The organism is Spirillospora sp. NPDC000708, assembly GCF_040299565.1.
GTDB lineage: Bacteria > Actinomycetota > Actinomycetes > Streptosporangiales > Streptosporangiaceae > Spirillospora.
The window spans coordinates 64,612-83,618 of sequence record NZ_JBEPCJ010000023.1 but is presented as its reverse complement, the minus strand read 5'-3'; the positions used below and the strand labels follow the sequence as shown (position 1 = coordinate 83,618).

General features: G+C 74.2%; 15 protein-coding genes. 12 read left to right on the top strand and 3 right to left on the bottom strand.

Translation table 11 applies throughout. The annotated features are described in order from the left end of the window. The first annotated feature begins 168 nt into the window (after nt 1–168). From ABT299_RS18760 to ABT299_RS18750, 3 genes are all read left to right on the top strand, one after another. Nucleotides 169–660 carry a hypothetical protein gene (locus ABT299_RS18760; RefSeq protein ID WP_190866252.1) on the top strand — a complete coding sequence of 164 codons (492 nt, stop codon included), beginning with the start codon at nt 169–171 and terminating at the stop codon, nt 658–660. Next, nucleotides 657–4,625: a tetratricopeptide repeat protein gene (locus tag ABT299_RS18755; protein WP_500251532.1), complete on the top strand. Its 3,969-nt coding sequence runs from the start codon at nt 657–659 to the stop codon at nt 4,623–4,625. The genes ABT299_RS18760 and ABT299_RS18755 overlap by 4 nt, the downstream gene beginning before the upstream one ends. A gap of 109 nt (nt 4,626–4,734) precedes the next feature. Further along, entirely contained in the window at nt 4,735–5,442 is a 708-nt protein-coding gene (locus tag ABT299_RS18750; RefSeq protein WP_500251531.1) for a Crp/Fnr family transcriptional regulator, read from the top strand. Between the two features lie 10 nt (nt 5,443–5,452). Here ABT299_RS18750 and ABT299_RS18745 read toward each other — a convergent pair whose 3' ends face one another. Then, nucleotides 5,453–6,202: a maleylpyruvate isomerase family mycothiol-dependent enzyme gene (locus ABT299_RS18745; RefSeq protein WP_500251530.1), complete on the bottom strand. Its 750-nt coding sequence runs from the start codon at nt 6,200–6,202 to the stop codon at nt 5,453–5,455. A 129-nt stretch (nt 6,203–6,331) separates the two neighbouring features. Between ABT299_RS18745 and ABT299_RS18740 the strand changes: the two genes are divergently transcribed. Beyond that, nucleotides 6,332–7,126 carry an MBL fold metallo-hydrolase gene (locus tag ABT299_RS18740; RefSeq protein ID WP_241756365.1) on the top strand — a complete coding sequence of 265 codons (795 nt, stop codon included), beginning with the start codon at nt 6,332–6,334 and terminating at the stop codon, nt 7,124–7,126. A 13-nt stretch (nt 7,127–7,139) separates the two neighbouring features. Here ABT299_RS18740 and ABT299_RS18735 read toward each other — a convergent pair whose 3' ends face one another. Further along, a complete protein-coding gene (locus ABT299_RS18735; RefSeq protein ID WP_500251529.1) occupies nt 7,140–7,583 on the bottom strand; it encodes a nuclear transport factor 2 family protein in 444 nt (147 codons plus the stop codon). 87 nt (nt 7,584–7,670) lie between these two features. Between ABT299_RS18735 and ABT299_RS18730 the strand changes: the two genes are divergently transcribed. The 4 genes from ABT299_RS18730 to ABT299_RS18715 all read left to right on the top strand — a co-directional run bounded on the left by ABT299_RS18730 (nt 7,671) and on the right by ABT299_RS18715 (nt 12,510). Then, nucleotides 7,671–8,231 carry a TetR/AcrR family transcriptional regulator gene (locus tag ABT299_RS18730; RefSeq protein WP_387017760.1) on the top strand — a complete coding sequence of 187 codons (561 nt, stop codon included), beginning with the start codon at nt 7,671–7,673 and terminating at the stop codon, nt 8,229–8,231. A 209-nt stretch (nt 8,232–8,440) separates the two neighbouring features. Further along, nucleotides 8,441–11,278: an excinuclease ABC subunit UvrA gene (gene uvrA / locus ABT299_RS18725; RefSeq protein WP_190866264.1), complete on the top strand. Its 2,838-nt coding sequence runs from the start codon at nt 8,441–8,443 to the stop codon at nt 11,276–11,278. A gap of 118 nt (nt 11,279–11,396) precedes the next feature. Beyond that, nucleotides 11,397–11,849, top strand: a complete 453-nt coding sequence (locus ABT299_RS18720) for a Rieske (2Fe-2S) protein (protein ID WP_190866266.1) — start codon at nt 11,397–11,399, stop codon at nt 11,847–11,849. A 124-nt stretch (nt 11,850–11,973) separates the two neighbouring features. Beyond that, nucleotides 11,974–12,510 carry a Rieske (2Fe-2S) protein gene (locus ABT299_RS18715; RefSeq protein ID WP_387017766.1) on the top strand — a complete coding sequence of 179 codons (537 nt, stop codon included), beginning with the start codon at nt 11,974–11,976 and terminating at the stop codon, nt 12,508–12,510. Here ABT299_RS18715 and ABT299_RS18710 read toward each other — a convergent pair. Then, entirely contained in the window at nt 12,497–13,771 is a 1,275-nt protein-coding gene (locus tag ABT299_RS18710) for a mechanosensitive ion channel family protein (protein ID WP_500251528.1), read from the bottom strand. The genes ABT299_RS18715 and ABT299_RS18710 overlap by 14 nt on opposite strands. Before the next feature lie 157 nt (nt 13,772–13,928). Between ABT299_RS18710 and uvrC the strand changes: the two genes are divergently transcribed. The 4 genes from uvrC to whiA are packed head-to-tail and all read left to right on the top strand — an operon-like array spanning nt 13,929 to nt 18,974. Further along, nucleotides 13,929–16,022: an excinuclease ABC subunit UvrC gene (uvrC, locus tag ABT299_RS18705; protein WP_500251527.1), complete on the top strand. Its 2,094-nt coding sequence runs from the start codon at nt 13,929–13,931 to the stop codon at nt 16,020–16,022. Continuing rightward, complete coding sequence (gene rapZ, locus ABT299_RS18700) at nt 16,019–16,897, top strand: RNase adapter RapZ (protein ID WP_151542668.1); 879 nt, start codon at nt 16,019–16,021, stop codon at nt 16,895–16,897. The genes uvrC and rapZ overlap by 4 nt, the downstream gene beginning before the upstream one ends. Nucleotides 16,898–16,943: 46 nt before the next feature. Further along, a complete protein-coding gene (locus ABT299_RS18695) occupies nt 16,944–17,933 on the top strand; it encodes a gluconeogenesis factor YvcK family protein (RefSeq protein ID WP_194736795.1) in 990 nt (329 codons plus the stop codon). A 60-nt stretch (nt 17,934–17,993) separates the two neighbouring features. Further along, nucleotides 17,994–18,974, top strand: coding sequence for a DNA-binding protein WhiA (whiA, locus tag ABT299_RS18690; RefSeq protein WP_151542670.1), 981 nt, complete (start codon nt 17,994–17,996; stop codon nt 18,972–18,974). Nucleotides 18,975–19,007: the final 33 nt, after the last annotated feature.

The following is a 19,007-nucleotide window of genomic DNA, read 5'->3' as shown; positions in this document are numbered from 1 at the left end:
TCGTGGTGCGCGCAGACCATCTTCCCCCATCGGCCGCCGCCGGGCGCGCCCGGGCCGGATGAGTCACGGGACTCAGCCGAACCGTGCGCTCGGCGACGGACGTTTCCGCCTTGCCGTCCGACCATGGTCATTGGAAGATCAGGATCGACCCGTGAGGACGGTGCCGCGTTGATCACCGCATTCCGTCCCGGTCCGGACCGGGAACGTCCGGAGGAGCTGCTCGGCCACGCGTGCGCGCTGGTCCGGCTCTGCGGCCGCGACGCCGCGATCGCCGCCGTGTTCCTCGCCCTGGTGCTGGTCGGCACCGTGAGCCGGCTGGCCGCCGGGCTCCCCGGCGCCGTCGCGCTCGCCCTGCTGCCGGTGCTGGCCGGCGCGTTCGCGGTCTCGGCCGGGTACACGGTGCGGTCCCGGCGCACCCTGGTGTCGGTGCTCGGCGAGGTCCGCGGCCGCACCGGCGCGCCGGTCGACCCGTCCGCGCCGTGGACGCCGTTCGGCTCGGCGGCCGCGCTGGACGCCCGGGTCCGCGACGCCGAGCTGCGCCGGCTGCTGGGGGCGGCGCACCGCTGCGGCGAGCTGTCGTGGCTGGCGGTCGCCTGGTCGGCGGCGACCGCCGTGCTGTTCCTGTTCTGGTGGCTGGCGACGGCGATGGCGGGCGGGTGACCGGGGTGATCGACCACGACGTCCGGCCGGGCAGCTTCTGGGAGCGGCTCGGCCCGGACGACCGGCAGGCGCTGCGGGCGATGGGGCGGCGCACCACCATCCCGCCCGGCGGGACGCTCTGCCACCAGGGGGTCACCGCCGCGTCCGTGTGGGTGGTGTTCAAGGCGGCGCCGCGCGCGGCGAGCAACGCCGTCGCCAAGGAGTTCGTCGACTCCAGCGAGGGCGACGAGTCGATCATCGACCTGTTCGGTTCGGGCGACCTGGTCGGCGCGCTCGGGGCGTGGGGGCACCCCGAGCGCGGCACCGTCGCGGCGCTCGACCACGTCGAGGCGCTGCGCGTGGACCGCCGCAGGTTCCGCGGCCTGCTCGCCGCGAACCCGCAGGTCGCCGAGGCGATGATGCACGCGGTGTCGGAGAGCGTCGGGTACGGCGGGCGGCGCCACGCGGTGCGGGCCGCCGAGCACCCGCAGCGCCTCGCCTACCACCTGCTGGAGCTGGCGCACCGGTTCGGCGTGCGCACCGCGCGCGGGACGGAGATCCCGCTGCGGCTCAGCCAGGCGGAGCTGGCGAACTGGGCCGGGATCTCCCGCGAGACGCTGGTGCGCTGGTTCCGGCTGTGGCGGCAGAAGGGCATCATCGACCGCCGGCCGCGGCCGCTGACCGTCCTCGACCCCGAGAAGCTGCGCCGCGCCGCGAGCCCGTGGGGCGACGAGTGGCCGGCGATCGAGACGGAGCCGGACGGCCCGGCGGGCGCCCCGCAGGCCCGCCCGGAGCAGGACGGGCCGTCCGGGCTGGCCGCGCGGACGCCGGCCGGGCTGGGCGCGGCCCGCGGGGAGCCGCCGGTGCGCCTGCCCGCCGACAACCCGTTCTTCGCCGGCCGGGCGGTCAGCCTCGGCAAGCTGGACCTGCTCGTCGCGCAGGCGGAGTGGCCGCGCGCCGTGATCGTCCAGGGGATGGCGGGGGTCGGGAAGACGACGCTCGCGCTGCACTGGGCGCACCGGGTCGTCGACCGGTTCCCCGACGGGGTGGTGTTCGCGGACCTGCGCGGCACCACCCGCAGCCCCGTCACGCCCGCGGAGGCGATGGGGCAGGTGCTGCGCGCCGCCGGCGTCCCGGGCGACCAGGTCCGCAGCACCGAGGCGGAGCTGGCCGCGCAGTGCCGGTCGCTGCTCGCCGACCGGCGGATGCTGCTGATCCTCGACGACGCGGCGCGGCCGGAGCAGATCAGGCCGCTGGTCGGGGCGATGGCGTCCGGCCTGGCGGTGGTGACGAGCCGGCGGCGGCTGCCCGCGCTGCTGGAGGGCGCCGACGTCCGCGCCCTGGAGCTCCGGGAGATGGTCACCCAGGAGGCCGTGGACCTCATCTCCAACGTGCTCGGCCCGGCCGACGCGCGCGTCCGCGAGGAGCGCAGGGCGGTGGCCCGGCTCGCCCGCGAGTGCGGGCACCTCCCGCTGGCGCTGTCGGTGATGGCCGGCCGGCTGGCGGAGAACCCCGGCGAGTCGATCGCCGGGACCGTCCGGGAGCTGGCCGAGAGCGACGCGCAGGCCGCCTCGTCCTACGGGACGCCCCTGCCCGGCGCGCCGGACGGGCCGCCGCCCGACGCGCCGCCGCCGGACGGGCCGGGACGGGCCGGGGCGCGGCCGGTCGGCACGGAGGCCGGCGGCGTCGGGCTGACCGGCATCGAGCTGCACGAGGGGCCGGGGCACGGTCCCGCCGGCCCCGGGCTGCGCGGCGTGCTCGACCCGACGTTCGACGTCGCGTACCGCAGCCTGCGCCGCGACCACCGGGAGGCGTTCCGGGTGCTGGGCCTCGTCGCGGGCCCCGACTTCACCCCGGCCGCGCTCGCGGCGCTGCGGGACGGGACGGCGGACGAGGCGCGCGAATGCCTGGAGGGCCTGCGGCAGGCGTACCTCGTGCACGACGTCGCGCCCGGGCGGTACCGGATGCACGACCTGCTGCGCGACTTCGCCCGGGACCGGGGCCTGGCCGAGGACGCCGACAGCGACCGGCTCGCCGCGCAGCGCCGGCTGCTCGCCGGGTACCTCGCCGAAGCGCGCGCGGCGGGGGACGCGCTGGCCGGTCGGCGCCGCCCGGCCGTCCGCCGGGACCGGTGGCCGGACGGGGCGCGGGGGCGCCCGTCCGCCCCGCCCGGAGCGGGCGCGGCGGCGGGGGCCGGGCGGGCGGTGGCGCTGGCGTGGTTCGAGGCCGAGCGGCGCAACCTGGTCGCCGCCGTGCACCAGGCGGCCCGCCTCGGCCTGCACCGCACCTGCTGGGAGCTGGCGGACGCGCTGTTCGACTTCCAGGAGTTCCGCCGCTACAGCGAGGACAACATCGCCGTCCACCAGGCGGGCCTGCACGCGGCCCGCACGGAGGAGGACTGGGCGGCCGCCGCCGTCATGCTGCACAACCTGGCGGTGGCGCACTTCGAGGCGGGCGGCTCCGTCCAGGCGATCGGGTACGGGGAGGACGCGCGGCGCGCGTTCCGGACCGTCGAGCCGCCCGACCGCTACGGCGAGGCGGCCGCGCTCGCCGCGCTCGCCGACGTGCACGTGTCGCTCGGCCGGTACCTGACGGCGATCGAGCACGCGCGCCGGGCGCTGGACGTCCACCGGGAGATGGACGACCGCGGCGGCCTCGCGAAGGACCACGACACGCTGGCCCGCGCCCGTCTCGGGCTCGGCGACTACGAGGTGGCGCTGGACCACGCGGGGGAGGCGCTGAAGGTGCGCCGCCGGATCGGCGACCAGCCCGGGGTGGCGGAGACGCTCCTGACCATCGCGCAGGTGCACCGCCGCCTCGGGAACGTCCACGAGGCCGTCTCGCACGCGCTGGAGGCGCTCTACATCCGCCAGGACATGGCGGACGGGCACGGCGCCGCGCAGGCGCTCACCGAGCTGGCCCGGATGAACGCCTCCCTGGGACTGCGCGAGATGGCGCTGCGGGACGCCGAGCAGGCGCTGCGGACCTATCAGGCACTGGGCGCCCGCCACGGGGAGGCGCGCGCGCTGACCACCCTGGGCATGCTGACGTGCGACGCCGCCCGGTACCCGGAGGCGTTCACCTACTGCGGGCAGGCGCTGCGCCTGCACCGCGACATCGGCGACCGGCACGGCGAGGCGGAGACCGTCGCGCAGATCGGCATCGTCCACTGGCGGCTCGGCCGCTACCGCGAGGCCCGCGAGCACCTGCTGCGCGCCCTGGAGATCCGCCGCGAGATCGGCGACCAGCACGGCGAGGCGCACGACCTGGAGCACCTGTCGGTGGTCATGCGCCGGCTCGGCCGCCCCCAGGAGGCGTTCGTCCTCGGCCTGGAGGCGCTCGACCTGTGGCACGGGCTCGGCGCGCAGAGCGGCATGGCCGGGACCCTCGGCAGCCTCGCCCGCACCTACCTGCGGCTGGGCCTGCCCGAGGACGCCGAGCGCGCCGCCGGGCAGGCGCTGCGGATCCGGCGGGCCGGCGGCGACTGGTACGGCATGGGCGTCGGCATGGACACCTTCGCCGCCGTGCTGCGCCGCAGCGGACGCCCCGAGGAGGCGCTGGAGATGGAGCTGGAGGCGCTGCGCGTCCTCGGCGAGGTCGGCGACCGGCACAGCGAGGCGACCGCGCTGGTCCACCTCGCCGCCATCCACCTGGACCTCGGCCGCGCCGCCGAGGCCCGCGCGACCGGGGCGCGGGCGCTGCGGGCGGCCACCGAGGTCGGCGACGCCCGCGAGCAGGCGTACGCGCTGCACGCCATGGCCCGCGCGTGCCAGCTGCTCGGCGAGCACGCGCCCGCCTGCGAGCACTTCGAGGCCGAGATCGCGATCCGCCGCGACATGGACGATCATGGTGGCCGGCGGGTCGCGCTCGAACTGCAGGCGCGGTCGCGGAAGGCGCTCGGCGACGAGGCCGGCGCGGCCGACTGCGCCCGGCGCATCGGGGCGCTGGACAAGTGGCTCGCCTCGGACAGGTCGCTTGACATGTGACGAACTACGCGGTCCATCGGCGTACCGCCGCGTTCACTGGACTCGGGCGCCCCGTGAGGCGGGACCTCGCGGCGCGGGGAGCCCCGCCGGGTCGCGCGAGGAGGGCGAGATGGCACCCGCACCGTTCTGGGACGCGCTGCCGGGGGCGGCGCGGGAGGCGCTGCGCCGCACCGGCGCCCCCGCCGTGATCCGGCCCGGGGCGTTCCTGACGCGCGAGCACACCCGCGCGTCGCAGGTCTTCGTGCTGCGGACCGGTGCGGTCAAGGTGTGGGCGGACCGGGACGGCGACATCGCGATCCTCGACGTCCTCGGGCCCGGCGACCTCGTCGGCGAGCTGGAGGCGGCGGACGGCGGCGTCCGGCACGCCAACGTCGAGGCGCTCACCCGCGTCGAGGCGCTGGTGCTGCCCGCCGACCGGTTCCGCGGTGTCCTGGACGCCCACCCCGGGTCGGCATGGGCGGTCGCCGCCGTCCTCGCCGAGCGGCTCCGCGACGCCAACGAGTTGCGCGTCGCCCACTTCCCCGACGACGCCGAGCGGCGGCTCGCCGGCCGGCTGCTGCGGCTCGCCGCCCGGTTCGGGGCGCCGCTGAAGGAGGACGGCGCCGACGGCGTCGCCGCGCCGGACGACGCCGTCCGGATCGAGGTGCCCGTCACGCAGCAGGACCTCGGCCGCTGGGCGGGGATGGGCCGCCGCAAGGTCGCGCAGCTCCTCGCCTCCGACCCGCTGGGCGGCGGCCTCACCGTCGCCCGCGGCGCGATCACCGTCCGCTCGGTGGCCGCGCTGCGCCGCCTGGCCGGCGGTGACGACCCGGGCTAGCCCGGGTCGGTCAGAACCCGGACGGCCGGTGCGGCCACGGCGGCGGGACGGGGACCGGGCCGTCGGGGCGCACCGTCACGCCGGCGCCGTCCGAGCGGCCGCTCAGCCAGCCCAGCAGCGCCCGACCGGACCCGGAGGCCTCCGGTCCGCCCGCCGCCCAGCCGAGGTCGGCGGACTCCCCGGAGTCGGTCGCGGTGATCCGGTACCCGGCCAGCCCGCCGTACCGCCCGGCCGGCAGCGCGGCCAGGTCGGCGAGCGTGGCGGTCAGCGCCCACCGCACGTACGGCTCGGGCCAGTCGGCGGGCCCGTACCCGGCGGCGAGGTCGACGTGGTGCGCCTCCACCTCGTGCCAGCGGCGCAGCACCGTGTACCAGGCGGGGTGCGGCCATCCCGCCATCGCCGCGACGGGAGCGTTCCACGCGTCGTCCGGCAGCGTGCGCACCTGCTCGGCGAACCGCGCCGCCGTCTTCCGCACGTCCTCGGCCAGCTCGTCCGCGCCGCGGCCCGCGCCCGCCTCGATGTCGGCGACGCGGCCCTCCATGCTCGGGTACTGCGGGATCTTCGTGCCCGTCCGCGCCCACTCCAGCAGGTTCCACAGCGAGTCGGCGTTGCGGGCGAGGTGCGTCGCGACGTGCCCGCGGGTCCAGCCCGGGAGCGCCGACGGCCCCCGCAGCTCGTGCTCGGTGAGCCCGGCGATGCGCTCCGCCGCCCGCTCCGCGCCCGCGTCCACCGCGTCGATCGCCAGCCGCCAGGTCTCCATCGCGCCCCCCGCTCTCTGTCGGAGGCACCATCCTGGCGCAGCCGCCGCGCCCGCACCAGAAGGCCCGCGGCGGCCCTCTGGGTGCGTTCCTCCTCGCTCCGGCGCCGCTCCGGGACCACAATGTGGATCATGGAGTACCCCATCTGCGTCACCTGCGGCGTCCAGTACGGCGCTCCCCGCCCCGACTGCCCGATCTGCGAGGACGAGCGCCAGTACGTCGGCTGGGACGGCCAGCGCTGGACGAGCCTGGAGGAACTGCGCGCCGCCGGGCACCGCGGCCGGGTCGAGGAGGAGGGGCCGGACGTCGTCGGCATCGGCACCGAGCCGTCCACCGCCATCGGCCAGCGCGCCCTGCTGGTGCGCGCCCCGTCCGGCAACGTCCTGTGGGACATGGTCACCCACCTCGACGACGACCTGGTCCGTCAGGTCAACGACCTGGGCGGCGTCAGCGCGATCGCGATCAGCCACCCGCACTTCTACGGCTCGATGATCGAATGGGCGCACGCGTTCGACGCGCCCGTGTACATCCATGAGGCCGACCGCCGCTGGGTCGCCCGCCCCGATGACGCGGTCGTCTTCTGGGAGGGCGACACCCACGAGCTGGCCGACGGCCTCACTTTGATCAACGCCGGCGTCCACTTCGACGGCGGCCAGGTCCTGCACTGGCGGGACGCGGGCGCCCTGTTCTCCGGCGACATCCTCACGGTCGTCAACGACCGCGACTGGGTCAGCTTCATGTACAGCTACCCGAACCACATTCCCGAGCGGCCCCGCACCGTCCGCCGGGCCCTGCGGCTGCTGGAGCCCTACCAGTTCGACCGCGTCTACGGCGCCTGGTGGCGGAAGATCGTCTACACCGACGGCAAGAACGCCGTCCGCCGCTCCGCCGACCGCTACCTGTCGTTCGCGCTGGACGACGAGTAGGCCGCGCGGCGGGTCACCCGGCGAGCGCCTCGGTGATCGCCGCCCGGTCCTGGTACTCGCGCCAGTGCACGATGCGGCCGTCCCGCGCCCGGAGCACCACGGCGAAGGCGGCCGACGCCCGCCGGCCGCTCCCCGGCACCGACGCCACCACCGCGTACTCGGCGACGATCACCTCCGGGTCGGCGGTCTCGTGGATCATGACGTCCCGGAACTCCTCGAACGCGATGGGCAGCGCCTCGCGCCCCTGCCGGACCATGGCCGTGACCGCCGCGCGGCCCTCGATCCGCCTGGCGTGGCCCGCGGGCGCGAACGGCATCTCGATCTCGACGTCCTCGGCGAGCATCTCCTCGTCGAACCCGCCCTCGCCCGCGAGGACGTTCCGCTGGAAGCGGGCGAACAGCTCCCGCGGGCTCTGCTCGGACCCCGGTTCCTCGGACAGCGGCGTCTGCTCGGACATGCGTCATCCCTTCGGAGCGGACTAACATGAGTTTGAACTCATCTTGCAAAATATGAGTCGCGACTCATCTTGTCAACGGACGGACGGATGACCCCGGACAAGCCCCTGCGCGCCGACGCCCGGCGCAACCGCGCCCGCATCCTCGCCGCCGCCGAGGAGGTGTTCACCGAGCACGGCGCCGCCGCCTCCACCGAGGAGGTCGCCGCCCGGGCCGGCGTCGCCATCGGCACGGTCTTCCGGCACTTCCCGACCAAGCGCGACCTGCTCGCCGCGATCATGAAGGAGCTCCGGGGGCGCCTCGTCGACCGCGCGGACGCGCTCGTCGCCGGCGGCGATCCCGCCACCGCCTTCTACGAGTACTTCACGTTCCTCGTCGACACCTCGGCGAACATCGGCCCCGTCATCGGCCTGCTCGCCGAGGAGGGCACCGAGATCGAGCCGGGCGACCAGATCATGGCGCTGGCCAACGCCTTCGGCGCCCTGCTGGAGGCCGCCCAGCGCGCCGGGACGGTCCGCGCCGACGCGCGCCTCGACGAGGTCATGGCCCTCGTCACAGCCGCCGGCCACGGCGCCGTCGCCGGCGGCTGGTCCGACGACCTGCGGCGCCGCACCGTCGCGCTCGTCCAGGACGCCCTCCGGCCCCGGTAGGCGGGTTGCGGTGGCGGGTGGTGTTCGAACACGTGTACGGTGCGAGGGTGCCGCCGGGACCGTCCGGAGACGGGTGGGGCGCGGCACGAAATGCGGCGGCGACCGCCGCTGTTAATGACTCGGGGGATTCTGTCGGACCCCCTGGCTAGCCTGGAGAGCGATCTGTCTCTCCCCATCACCGCGCCCAGAAGAGGAACCGGAAGTACGCCGTGCATGACCGACTCATCGTGCGTGGAGCACGCGAGCACAACCTGAAGGACGTCTCGCTCGACCTGCCGCGGGACGCCATGATCGTGTTCACCGGTCTGTCGGGGTCCGGGAAGTCCAGCCTGGCGTTCGACACGATCTTCGCCGAGGGGCAGCGCCGGTACGTCGAGTCGCTGTCGGCGTACGCCCGGCAGTTCCTCGGGCAGATGGACAAGCCCGACGTCGACTTCATCGAGGGCCTGTCCCCGGCGGTGTCGATCGACCAGAAGTCGACCAGCAAGAACCCGCGGTCGACGGTCGGGACGATCACCGAGGTCTACGACTACCTGCGGCTGCTCTACGCCCGGATCGGGCACCCGCACTGCCCCGAGTGCGGCCGGCCGATCAGCCGGCAGGCGCCGCAGCAGATCGTCGACCGGGTGCTGGAGCTGGAGCCCGGCACGCGGTTCCAGGTGCTCGCGCCGGTCATCCGCGGCCGCAAGGGGGAGTACCTCGAGCTGTTCCGCGAGCTACAGTCCAAGGGCTACTCCCGCGCCCTGGTGGACGGTGCGATGATCCGGCTGGACGAGCCGCCGAAGCTGAAGAAGCAGGAGAAGCACGACATCTCCGTCGTGGTCGACCGGCTGTCGGTGAAGGACTCCGCGCGGCAGCGGCTCGCCGACTCGGTGGAGACCGCGCTCGGGCTCGCGGGCGGCACGATCGTCCTCGACTTCGTCGACCTGCCCGAGGACGACGAGAACCGCACCCGGATGTACTCCGAGCACCTGTACTGCCCGTACGACGACCTGTCGTTCGAGGAGCTGGAGCCGCGGTCGTTCTCGTTCAACTCGCCGTACGGCGCCTGCCCGGACTGCACCGGTCTCGGCACCCGCATGGAGGTCGACCCCGAGCTGGTCATCCCGGACGGGGAGCTGACCCTCGGCGAGGGCGCGATCCAGCCGTGGTCGGGCGGGCACGTCAGCGACTACTTCCTGCGCCTGCTGTCCGCGCTGGGCGACGCCATGGGCTTCGACCTGAACACCCCGTGGGACAAGCTGCCCGCCAAGGCCCGCAAGGCGATCCTCAACGGGCACGAGACCCAGGTCCACGTCCGGTACAAGAACCGGTACGGCCGCACGCGGTCGTACTACACGGCCTACGAGGGCGTGATCCCCTACATCCAGCGGCGGCACGCCGAGTCCGAGAGCGACTCCAGCCGGGAGCGGTTCGAGGGCTACATGCGGGAGATCCCGTGCCCGACCTGCGAGGGCGCCCGGCTGAAGCCGGTCGTCCTGGCGGTCACCATGGGCGGGATGTCGATCGCCGAGGTCGCGGCCATGCCGATCGGCGAGGCCGCGAAGTTCCTGCTGGCGATGGAGCTGAACGAGCGCGAGAAGCACATCGCCGAGCGGGTGCTGAAGGAGATCAACGCCCGGCTCGGGTTCCTGCTCGACGTCGGCCTGGACTACCTGACGCTCGACCGCGCGTCCGCGACGCTGGCGGGCGGCGAGGCGCAGCGCATCCGGCTCGCGACGCAGATCGGGTCCGGCCTCGTCGGTGTGCTGTACGTGCTGGACGAGCCGTCGATCGGCCTGCACCAGCGCGACAACCACCGGCTGCTGGAGACGCTGATCCGGCTCCGCGACATGGGCAACACGCTGATCGTCGTCGAGCACGACGAGGACACCATCGCCGCCGCGGACTGGGTGGTCGACATCGGCCCGCGCGCCGGCGAGCACGGCGGCGAGATCGTGGTGTCCGGCACGGTGGACGACCTGCTGAAGTCCGAGCGCTCGCTGACGGGCGCGTACCTGTCGGGCCGCCGGTCGATCGAGGTGCCGGAGATCCGCCGCCCGCGCACTCGGGGCCGCGAGGTCACGGTGAAGGGCGCGCAGCAGAACAACCTGCGGAACGTGGACGTGGCGTTCCCGCTGGGCGTGCTGACCGCGGTGACGGGCGTGTCCGGGTCCGGCAAGTCGACGCTGGTCAACGACATCCTGTACAACTCGCTGGCCAAGCAGCTGAACGGCGCGAAGACCGTCCCCGGCAAGCACCGGCGGGTGAACGGCGTCGACCAGCTCGACAAGGTCGTGCACGTCGACCAGTCGCCGATCGGGCGGACGCCGCGCTCCAACCCGGCGACCTACACCGGCGTGTTCGACCACATCCGCAAGCTGTTCGCGCAGACGACCGAGGCGAAGGTGCGCGGCTACCAGCCGGGCCGGTTCTCCTTCAACGTCAAGGGCGGCCGCTGCGAGAACTGCTCCGGCGACGGCACCATCAAGATCGAGATGAACTTCCTGCCGGACGTCTACGTCCCGTGCGAGGTGTGCCACGGCGCCCGCTACAACCGGGAGACGCTCGAGGTCCACTACAAGGGCAAGACGATCTCCGAGGTGCTCGACATGCCGATCGAGCAGGCCACCGAGTTCTTCGAGCCGATCAAGGCGATCCACCGGCACCTGAACACCCTGAACGAGGTCGGCCTCGGCTACGTCCGGCTGGGGCAGCCGGCGCCGACGCTGTCGGGCGGCGAGGCGCAGCGCGTCAAGCTGGCCGCCGAGCTGCAGAAGCGCTCCACCGGCCGGACGATCTACGTGCTGGACGAGCCGACCACCGGCCTGCACTTCGAGGACATCCGCAAGCTCCTCGGCGTGCTGAACGGCCTGGTCGACAAGGGCAACACGGTGATCGTGATCGAGCACAACCTCGACGTGATCAAGACCGCGGACTGGATCGTCGACATGGGCCCGGAGGGCGGGTCGCGCGGCGGCACCGTCGTCGCCACCGGCACCCCGGAGGACGTGGCGAAGGTCGAGGGCAGCCACACCGGCCAGTTCCTCGCCAAGATCCTCGGCTGACCCGACCCGACCCGCCCAGGCCCGGCCCGGTCCCGCCGGGGCCGGGGCCGGGCGCTCGGGGCGGTCCGGCCCGGTGGGTCGGTGCGGGGCGCCGCGACGCGTCCAGGATCATGGGGGCATGACCAACGAAGTGACGCCCGGAGCCCCACGCGACGACGCGGGGTCCGCCGGGACAGGGGGGCTCGCCCGCCGGACGGTGCTGTACGGCGCGGGCGCGGCGGGCGCCGCGCTCCTCGCGGCGGGATGCGCGGCGAACCAGAACAAGGAGCCGAAGGACCTCAGCGGCAAGGAGGTCGCGAAGGCGGCCGACATCCCGGTGGGCGGCGGCAGGACGATCGCCGACAGCAAGGTGGTCGTGACGCAGCCTCGGCAGGGCGCGTTCAAGGCGTTCTCCGCGATCTGCACCCACCAGGGCTGCCTCGTGAACAAGGTGGCCAACGGTGTGATCAAGTGCCCGTGCCACGGCAGCGAGTTCAAGATCGCCGACGGCTCCGTCGCGCACGGCCCGGCCTCCCGCCCGCTGAAGGAGTACCCGGTGCAGGTGAAGAACGGCGGCATCGTCATCAGCTGACCGCCCCGGCCGGACGCCCCCGGAGATCATCGTTTTGGTTCGGATTTGAACCGACGCCGCTCCCGCACCGTACTCCCTGGTGACGCAGGGAGACGGGAACCGAGTTCAGCGGAGGGCGGAGACGATGCCACAGCAGTCCGAGACGCGGGCGGACGCGACCGATCAGCAGGCCGGGCCCGCGGCCGGAGAGCCGCCGGCCGGGCCGGCCGAGGCCGGCGCCGCCGAGGGCCCGGCGCCGGCCTCGGGCGGGTCGCGCCGCGGCCTGCTCATCGGGGCGGGGCTCGCGGGCGTCGCCGGGCTGGCGGCCGCGTGCGGCGGGTCGTCCGGCGGCGGTGACAGCGCGGACGGCGGCAGCGGCGGGGGCGGCGGGGGCGGGGGAGCGCTCGCCTCGACCGGTGACATCCCGGTCGGCGGCGGCAAGGTCTTCGAGTCGGAGAAGGTCGTGGTGACCCAGCCGACGCAAGGGGAGTTCAAGGCGTTCTCGGCGACCTGCACCCACCGCGGCTGCACCGTCGGGTCGGTGTCCGGCGGCACGATCAACTGCCCGTGCCACGGCAGCAAGTTCAAGATCTCCGACGGGTCGGTGGCGCGCCCGCCGGCGGACAAGCCGCTCGAGGAGAAGAAGATCACCGTGCAGGGCGGGAAGATCAGCCTCGCCTGAGCGACACCGCTCCGGACCTCGTCCGCGCCGGGCCGCCGCCGTCCTCGGCGGAGGCCCGGACGTGGTCGTCGACCTCGCCGCCCCGCATCTCGCGGTCCCGGGCGCGGGGATCGGTCGCGGTGATGTCGGCGGCCTCGTCGTCCGGCCCGTCGTCCGGCCCGTCGTCCGGCCCGTCGTCCGGCCCGTCGTCCGGCCCTCGGCCCGGCCCGTCGGCGCCGCTCCTCCGGGCGTCGGCGAGGTCGTCGTCCGTGCGGAAGCGGGGGAGCGCCTGGGGATGGTGCTCGCGGATGTAGGCGATGAGGTGCTCGCGGACGTCGCAGCGCAGGTCCCAGGCGCTCGCCGAGTCCGCGGCGCTCATCAGCGCCCGCATCGTGACCAGGCCGTTCGGCTGGACGTCCACGGCCTGCAGCACCCATTCGCGGCGGTCCCACAGCGGGTTCTCCTGCAGCATCGCGTACAGCTCGGTGCGCAGCTCCTCGATCGGGACGGTCCAGTCGACGTGCAGCTCCACCGAGCCGATCACCCGGCTGGTGTGCCGGGTCCAGTTCTCGAACGGCTGCTCGGTGAAGTAGGAGACGGGCAGGATGAGCCGCCGGTCGTCCCACAGCCGGACGACGACGTACGACAGCGTCAGCTCCTCGACGCGCCCCCACTGGCCCTGCACGACCACCACGTCGTCGAGCCGGAGCGCGTCGCTGAAGGCGATCTGCAGGCCGGCGAGCAGGTTGCCCAGCGTCGGCCGGGCCGCGATCCCGACGACCAGCCCGGCGACCCCCGCGGACGCCAGCACCCCCGCGCCGACCGCCCGCACGGCCGGGAACGTGAACAGCGCGGCGCCGACGGCCAGGATGACGACGACCAGGGCGGCGATGCGGCGCAGCAGCATCATCTGGGTGCGGGCGCGCCTGGCCCGCCGGTTGCGCTCGCCCTCGATCCGCATCAGCCGGGCGAGCGGCGGGTCCGTGAGGGCGTAGGTGATGCGCAGCACCAGCCAGGTGGTGACGCCGATCACCGCGATGCGCATGACGTGCCGGACGAGCCCGTCGGAGTGGTCGTTCATGTGCTGGTACGGCATCGCGGTGCTCGCGCTGACCACCACGGCGAACGCGAAGGCCGGCGCGGTGCAGCGCCGGGCGACCCGGCCGACGCTCGGCCAGTGCCTCGACAGCGGTCCGGCCAGCAGGCGCCGGCCCCCCTCCACGATCACGACGGACACCCCGACGACGACGGCGAACGTGATCCAGGCCCACAGCGCGGACACCTGCGGTACGACCTCCTCCGAGCGTGCGAAAAACCCGACCGGACGTCTCTTTCCACTCCCATTACGAACATCCGCCCAAAATGGGGAGATCTCCATCACCCCAGGCCAGGACGTCCGGGCGCGCCGGGTGTCGGCGGCGCCCACTAGGCTTCATGATGTGGCAGATCCGGCGACCTACCGACCCGCACCGGGCTCCATTCCGGAGTCTCCCGGGGTGTACCGATTCCGTGACGAGCACGGCCGGGTCATCTACGTGGGCAAGGCCAAGAGCCTGCGCTCGCGGCTGAACTCCTACTTCGCCGACTTCTCCGCGCTGCACCCGCGCACGCAGACCATGGTGCAGACCGCGGCCCGGGTCGACTGGACCGTGGTCGGCACCGAGGTCGAGGCCCTCCAGCTCGAATACTCCTGGATCAAGGAGTTCGACCCCCGGTTCAACGTCCGTTACCGCGACGACAAGTCCTATCCCTATCTCGCGGTCACCCTCAACGAGGAGTTCCCGAGGGTGATGGTGATGCGGGGCGCCAAGCGGAAGGGCGTGCGCTACTTCGGGCCGTACTCCCACGCATGGGCGATCCGGGAGACGGTCGACCAGCTCCTGCGCGTGTTCCCCGTCCGCACCTGCAGCGCCGGGGTGTTCAAGCGCCAGCACCAGCTCGACCGGCCCTGCCTGCTCGGCTACATCGGCAAGTGCTCGGCGCCGTGCGTCGGGCGCGTCTCCCCGGACGAGCACCGCCTGCTCGCCGAGGACTTCTGCGACTTCATGGCCGGCAACACCAGCCGGTTCATCAAGCGCCTCGAACGCGACATGCGCGAGGCCGCCGCGTCGCAGGAGTACGAGCGCGCCGCCCGGCTCCGCGACGACATCCGCGCGCTGGAGCGGGCCCTGGAGAAGCAGGCGGTCGTGCTGGCCGACACCACCGACTGCGACATGATCGCCTTCGCCGAGGACGAGCTGGAGGCGGCCGTCCAGGTGTTCTACGTGCGCGGCGGCCGGATCCGCGGGCAGCGCGGCTGGGTGGTCGACAAGGTCGAGGAGGTCACCACCGCCGACCTCGTCGAGAACTTCCTGATCCAGATCTACGGGGAGAGCGAGTCGGTGCCCCGCGAGGTCCTCGTCCCGGCGCTGCCGCCGGACGCCGACGCGATGACCGAGCTGCTGGCCGAGCAGCGCGGCGGGCCCGTCCACCTGAGGGTCCCGCAGCGCGGCGACAAGAAGACCCTGCTGGAGACGGTCGCCCGCAACGCCCACGAGGCGCTCAAGCAGCACAAGACGCGCCGCGCGTCCGACCTCACCACCCGCAGCCGGGCGCTGCAGGAGCTCCAGGAGGCCCTGGAGCTGGACGAGGCGCCGCTGCGGATCGAGTGCTACGACGTGTCCAACCTGCAGGGCACCAACGTGGTGGCGTCCATGGTCGTGTTCGAGGACGGGCTGGCCCGCAAGAGCGAGTACCGCCGGTTCACGATCAAGGCGGTCGAGGGGCAGGACGACGTCCGCTCCATCCACGAGGTGATCACCCGGCGGTTCCGGCGCTACCTCGCCGAGAGCGAGAAGATGGGCGAGCTGGACACGCTCGGCGACCCGGAGGACGGCGCGGAGGAGGGCGCGCACCAGCCGATCGACCCGGAGACCGGCAAGCCGCGCAAGTTCGCCTACCCGCCGCAGCTCGTGCTCGTCGACGGCGGCCCGCCGCAGGTCGCCGCCGCGCAGCGGGCGCTGGACGAGCTCGGCGTCGACGACATCGCCGTCTGCGGCATCGCCAAGCGGCTGGAGGAGCTGTGGCTGCCCGGCGAGGACGACCCGGTGATCCTGCCGCGCAACAGCGAGGGCATGTTCCTGGTCCAGCGGGTCCGCGACGAGGCGCACCGCTTCGCGATCACCTTCCACCGGCAGCGGCGTTCCAAGGCCATGACGGTGAGCGAACTCGATAGTGTTCCGGGTCTGGGCCCGTCGCGGCGTGCGGCCCTGCTGAAGCACTTCGGCTCGGTGAAGCGGCTGAAGGAGGCCACGCCCGAGCAGGTCGCGGAGGTCCCCGGCATCGGGCTGCGCAGCGCGGAGGGCATCGTCGCGGCGCTGCACGGGGCGTCCGTCCCGGCGCGCCGCGCCGGAGGCGGCGGCGCGGGGGACGGCGGGGCCGGCGCCGGGACCGCCGCGGACGAAACGGCCCGGGGGCGGAACGGGGCCGGCGGGGGCCGGCGGCCCGACGAGGGCCGGAAGGCCGACGGGGAGCACGGGGGGAAGCGGACATGACCAGCGAGTCAAAGATTCCGGACATCGTCATCGTCACGGGGATGTCGGGGGCGGGCCGCAGCACCGCGGCCAAGTCCCTGGAGGACCTCGACTGGTACGTGGTCGACAACCTGCCGCCGGGGCTGCTGGCCACCATGGCCGACCTCGGCGGCCGGGTGAAGGACGCGGTGCCGCGCATCGCCGTGGTCGTCGACGTGCGCAGCCGCGCGTTCACCGACGACCTGCACTCCTCGATCGCCGAGCTGGAGGCGCGCGGCGTCCACCCCCGCGTGGTGTTCCTGGAGGCGAACGACGCCGATCTCGTGCGCCGCTTCGAGAGCGTCCGCCGCCCGCATCCGCTGCAGGGCGACGGCCGCCTCGTCGACGGCATCGCCCGCGAGCGCGAGCTCGTCCGGGAGGTCCGCGCCGAGGCCGACCTGGTGATCGACACCAGCGGGCTGAACGTGCACGAGCTGCGCAACAAGATCATCGGGTTCTTCGGCAACGACACCGGCGAGTCGAGCCTGCGCGCCACCGTGGTGTCGTTCGGCTACAAGTACGGGCTGCCCGTCGACGCCGACCTCGTCGTCGACTGCCGGTTCCTGCCGAACCCGCACTGGGTGCCCGAGCTGCGCCCGAAGACCGGCCGGGACGCCGCCGTCCGCGACTACGTGCTCGGCCAGCGCGGCGCCAAGGAGTTCCTCGACGCCTACGCCGAGGTGCTCCGGCTGCTCGCCGACGGGTACGAGCGCGAGGGCAAGCACTACGTCACGCTCGCCGTGGGATGTACCGGCGGCAAACACCGTAGTGTTGCCATGGCGGAACAGATCGCCGCCCGGCTGCGGGACGAGGGCATCGAGGTGCAGGTCGCCCATCGTGACCTCGGCCGCGAATGAGACCCGCGGCGCTGCCGGGTCCCGGACGGAGAGAGAAACGAACGCGTTGAAGCCTCTCGGCCCGAAGGTCGTCGCGCTCGGCGGCGGTCACGGCCTGTACGCCTCGCTGTCGGCGCTGCGGCGCGTCACCGACCGGCTCACCGCCGTCGTCACCGTGGCCGACGACGGCGGCTCCAGCGGCCGGCTCCGCCGCGAGCTGGGCGTCCTGCCGCCCGGCGACCTGCGGATGGCGCTCGCCGCGCTGTGCGGCGACGACGAGTGGGGCCAGACCTGGCGGGACGTCGTCCAGCACCGGTTCCGCAGCGAGGGCGACCTGCAGGGGCACGCCGTCGGCAACCTGCTGATCGTCGCGCTGTGGGAGCTGCTCGGCGGCGACGCCCCCGACGGCGCTCCCGGCGGGGCCGGCCCCGGCTCCACCGTCGCCGGGCTCGACTGGGTCGGCCGGCTGCTCGGCGCTCACGGCCGGGTCCTGCCGATGGCCGCCGTCCCGATGGACATCGTCGCCGAGGTCCGCGGCGCCGACCCCGCCCGCCCCGACGAGATCACCTACGTCAAGGGGCAGGTCGCGTGCGCCAGCACGCCCGGCTCCGTGCTCGGCGTCTCGCTCGTCCCCGCCGACCCGCCCGCCTGCCCCGAGGCGCTCGCCGCCGTCGACGACGCCGACTGGATCGTGTTCGGCCCGGGGTCCTGGTTCACCAGCGTCCTGCCGCACCTGAAGGTCCCCGCGCTCGCCCGCGCGCTGACCTCCAGCCGCGCCCGCCGCGTCGTCGCGCTGAACCTCGCGCCGCAGCCCGGCGAGACCGACGACTTCTCCCCCCAGACGCATCTGGAGGTCCTCCAGGCGCACGCCCCCGACCTGCGCGTCGACGTCGTCCTCGCGGACGCCGGCGTCGTGGAGGACACCGACGCGCTCGACAAGGCCGTCCGGCGGCTCGGCGGGCGCCTCGTCCTGTCGCAGGTGGCCGCCGACGACGGCTCGCCGCGTCATGAACCCGCCCGTCTGGCCCAAGCCTTCGTACAGATATTCAGTGACTGACGACCCGGCGGGCCGCGATCGGCCACACTGCTGGAAGTCCGATAGGGGGAGGGTTCATCTATGGCGATGACCGGTGTGGTGAAGGACGAGCTGAGCAGGCTCACGGTCATGAAGCCGTGCTGCCGCAAGGCGGAGGTCTCGACGCTGCTGCGCTTCGCGGGGGGTCTGCACCTGGTCAGCGGGCGCATCGTGATCGAAGCGGAGATCGACACCAACGTGGCGGCGCGCCGCCTCATCAAGGACATCTCCGAGGTGTTCGGGCACACCTCCGAGGTCGTCGTGCTCGCGCCGAGCGGCCTGCGCAAGGGCAACCGGTACGTGGTCCGGGTGTTCCGGGACGGCGAGTCGCTCGCCCGGCAGACCGGCCTCATCGACAACAACGGGCGCCCCGTCCGCGGCCTGCCCCGGCACGTCGTCGCCGGCGCCGCGTGCGACGCCGAGTCCGCCTGGCGCGGCGCGTTCCTCGCGCACGGCTCCCTCACCGAGCCCGGCCGATCGATGTCCCTCGAGGTGACCTGCCCCGGCCCGGAGGCCGCGCTCGCCCTGGTCGGCGCCGCCCGCCGCCTGAAGATCCACGCCAAGGCCCGCGAGGTCCGCGGCGTCGACCGGGTCGTCGTCCGCGACGGCGACGCGATCAGCGCGCTGCTCACCCGGCTCGGCGCGCACGGCGCCGTGCTCGCCTGGGAGGAGCGCCGGATGCGCCGCGAGGTCCGCGCCACCGCCAACCGGCTCGCCAACTTCGACGACGCCAACCTGCGCCGCTCCGCCCGCGCCGCCGTCGCCGCCGGCGCCCGCGTCGCCCGCGCCCTGGAGATCCTCGGCGACGACGCCCCCGAGCACCTCGTCAACGCGGGCCGCCTCCGCCTGGAGCACAAGCAGGCGTCCCTGGAGGAGCTCGGCCAGCTCGCCGACCCGCCCCTCACCAAGGACGCTATCGCCGGCCGTATAAGGCGTCTGCTCGCCATGGCGGACAAGCGCGCCGGCGACCAGGGCATCCCCGGCACCGAGGCCAACCTCACGGCCGACATGCTGGCGCCGTAGGCCGCCCAGGGGGCAGCGCGGCGGCGTCAGCGG

What these genes read in the sequence shown, in the direction of transcription:
- ABT299_RS18750 (WP_500251531.1), top strand. Translation starts at nt 4,735, where the DNA reads ATGGCACCCGCACCGTTCTGGGACGCGCTGCCGGGGGCGGCGCGGGAG.
- ABT299_RS18745 (WP_500251530.1), bottom strand. Translation starts at nt 6,202, where the DNA reads ATGGAGACCTGGCGGCTGGCGATCGACGCGGTGGACGCGGGCGCGGAG.
- ABT299_RS18740 (WP_241756365.1), top strand. Translation starts at nt 6,332, where the DNA reads ATGGAGTACCCCATCTGCGTCACCTGCGGCGTCCAGTACGGCGCTCCC.
- ABT299_RS18735 (WP_500251529.1), bottom strand. Translation starts at nt 7,583, where the DNA reads ATGTCCGAGCAGACGCCGCTGTCCGAGGAACCGGGGTCCGAGCAGAGC.
- ABT299_RS18730 (WP_387017760.1), top strand. Translation starts at nt 7,671, where the DNA reads ATGACCCCGGACAAGCCCCTGCGCGCCGACGCCCGGCGCAACCGCGCC.
- ABT299_RS18720 (WP_190866266.1), top strand. Translation starts at nt 11,397, where the DNA reads ATGACCAACGAAGTGACGCCCGGAGCCCCACGCGACGACGCGGGGTCC.
- ABT299_RS18715 (WP_387017766.1), top strand. Translation starts at nt 11,974, where the DNA reads ATGCCACAGCAGTCCGAGACGCGGGCGGACGCGACCGATCAGCAGGCC.
- rapZ (WP_151542668.1), top strand. Translation starts at nt 16,019, where the DNA reads ATGACCAGCGAGTCAAAGATTCCGGACATCGTCATCGTCACGGGGATG.
- whiA (WP_151542670.1), top strand. Translation starts at nt 17,994, where the DNA reads ATGGCGATGACCGGTGTGGTGAAGGACGAGCTGAGCAGGCTCACGGTC.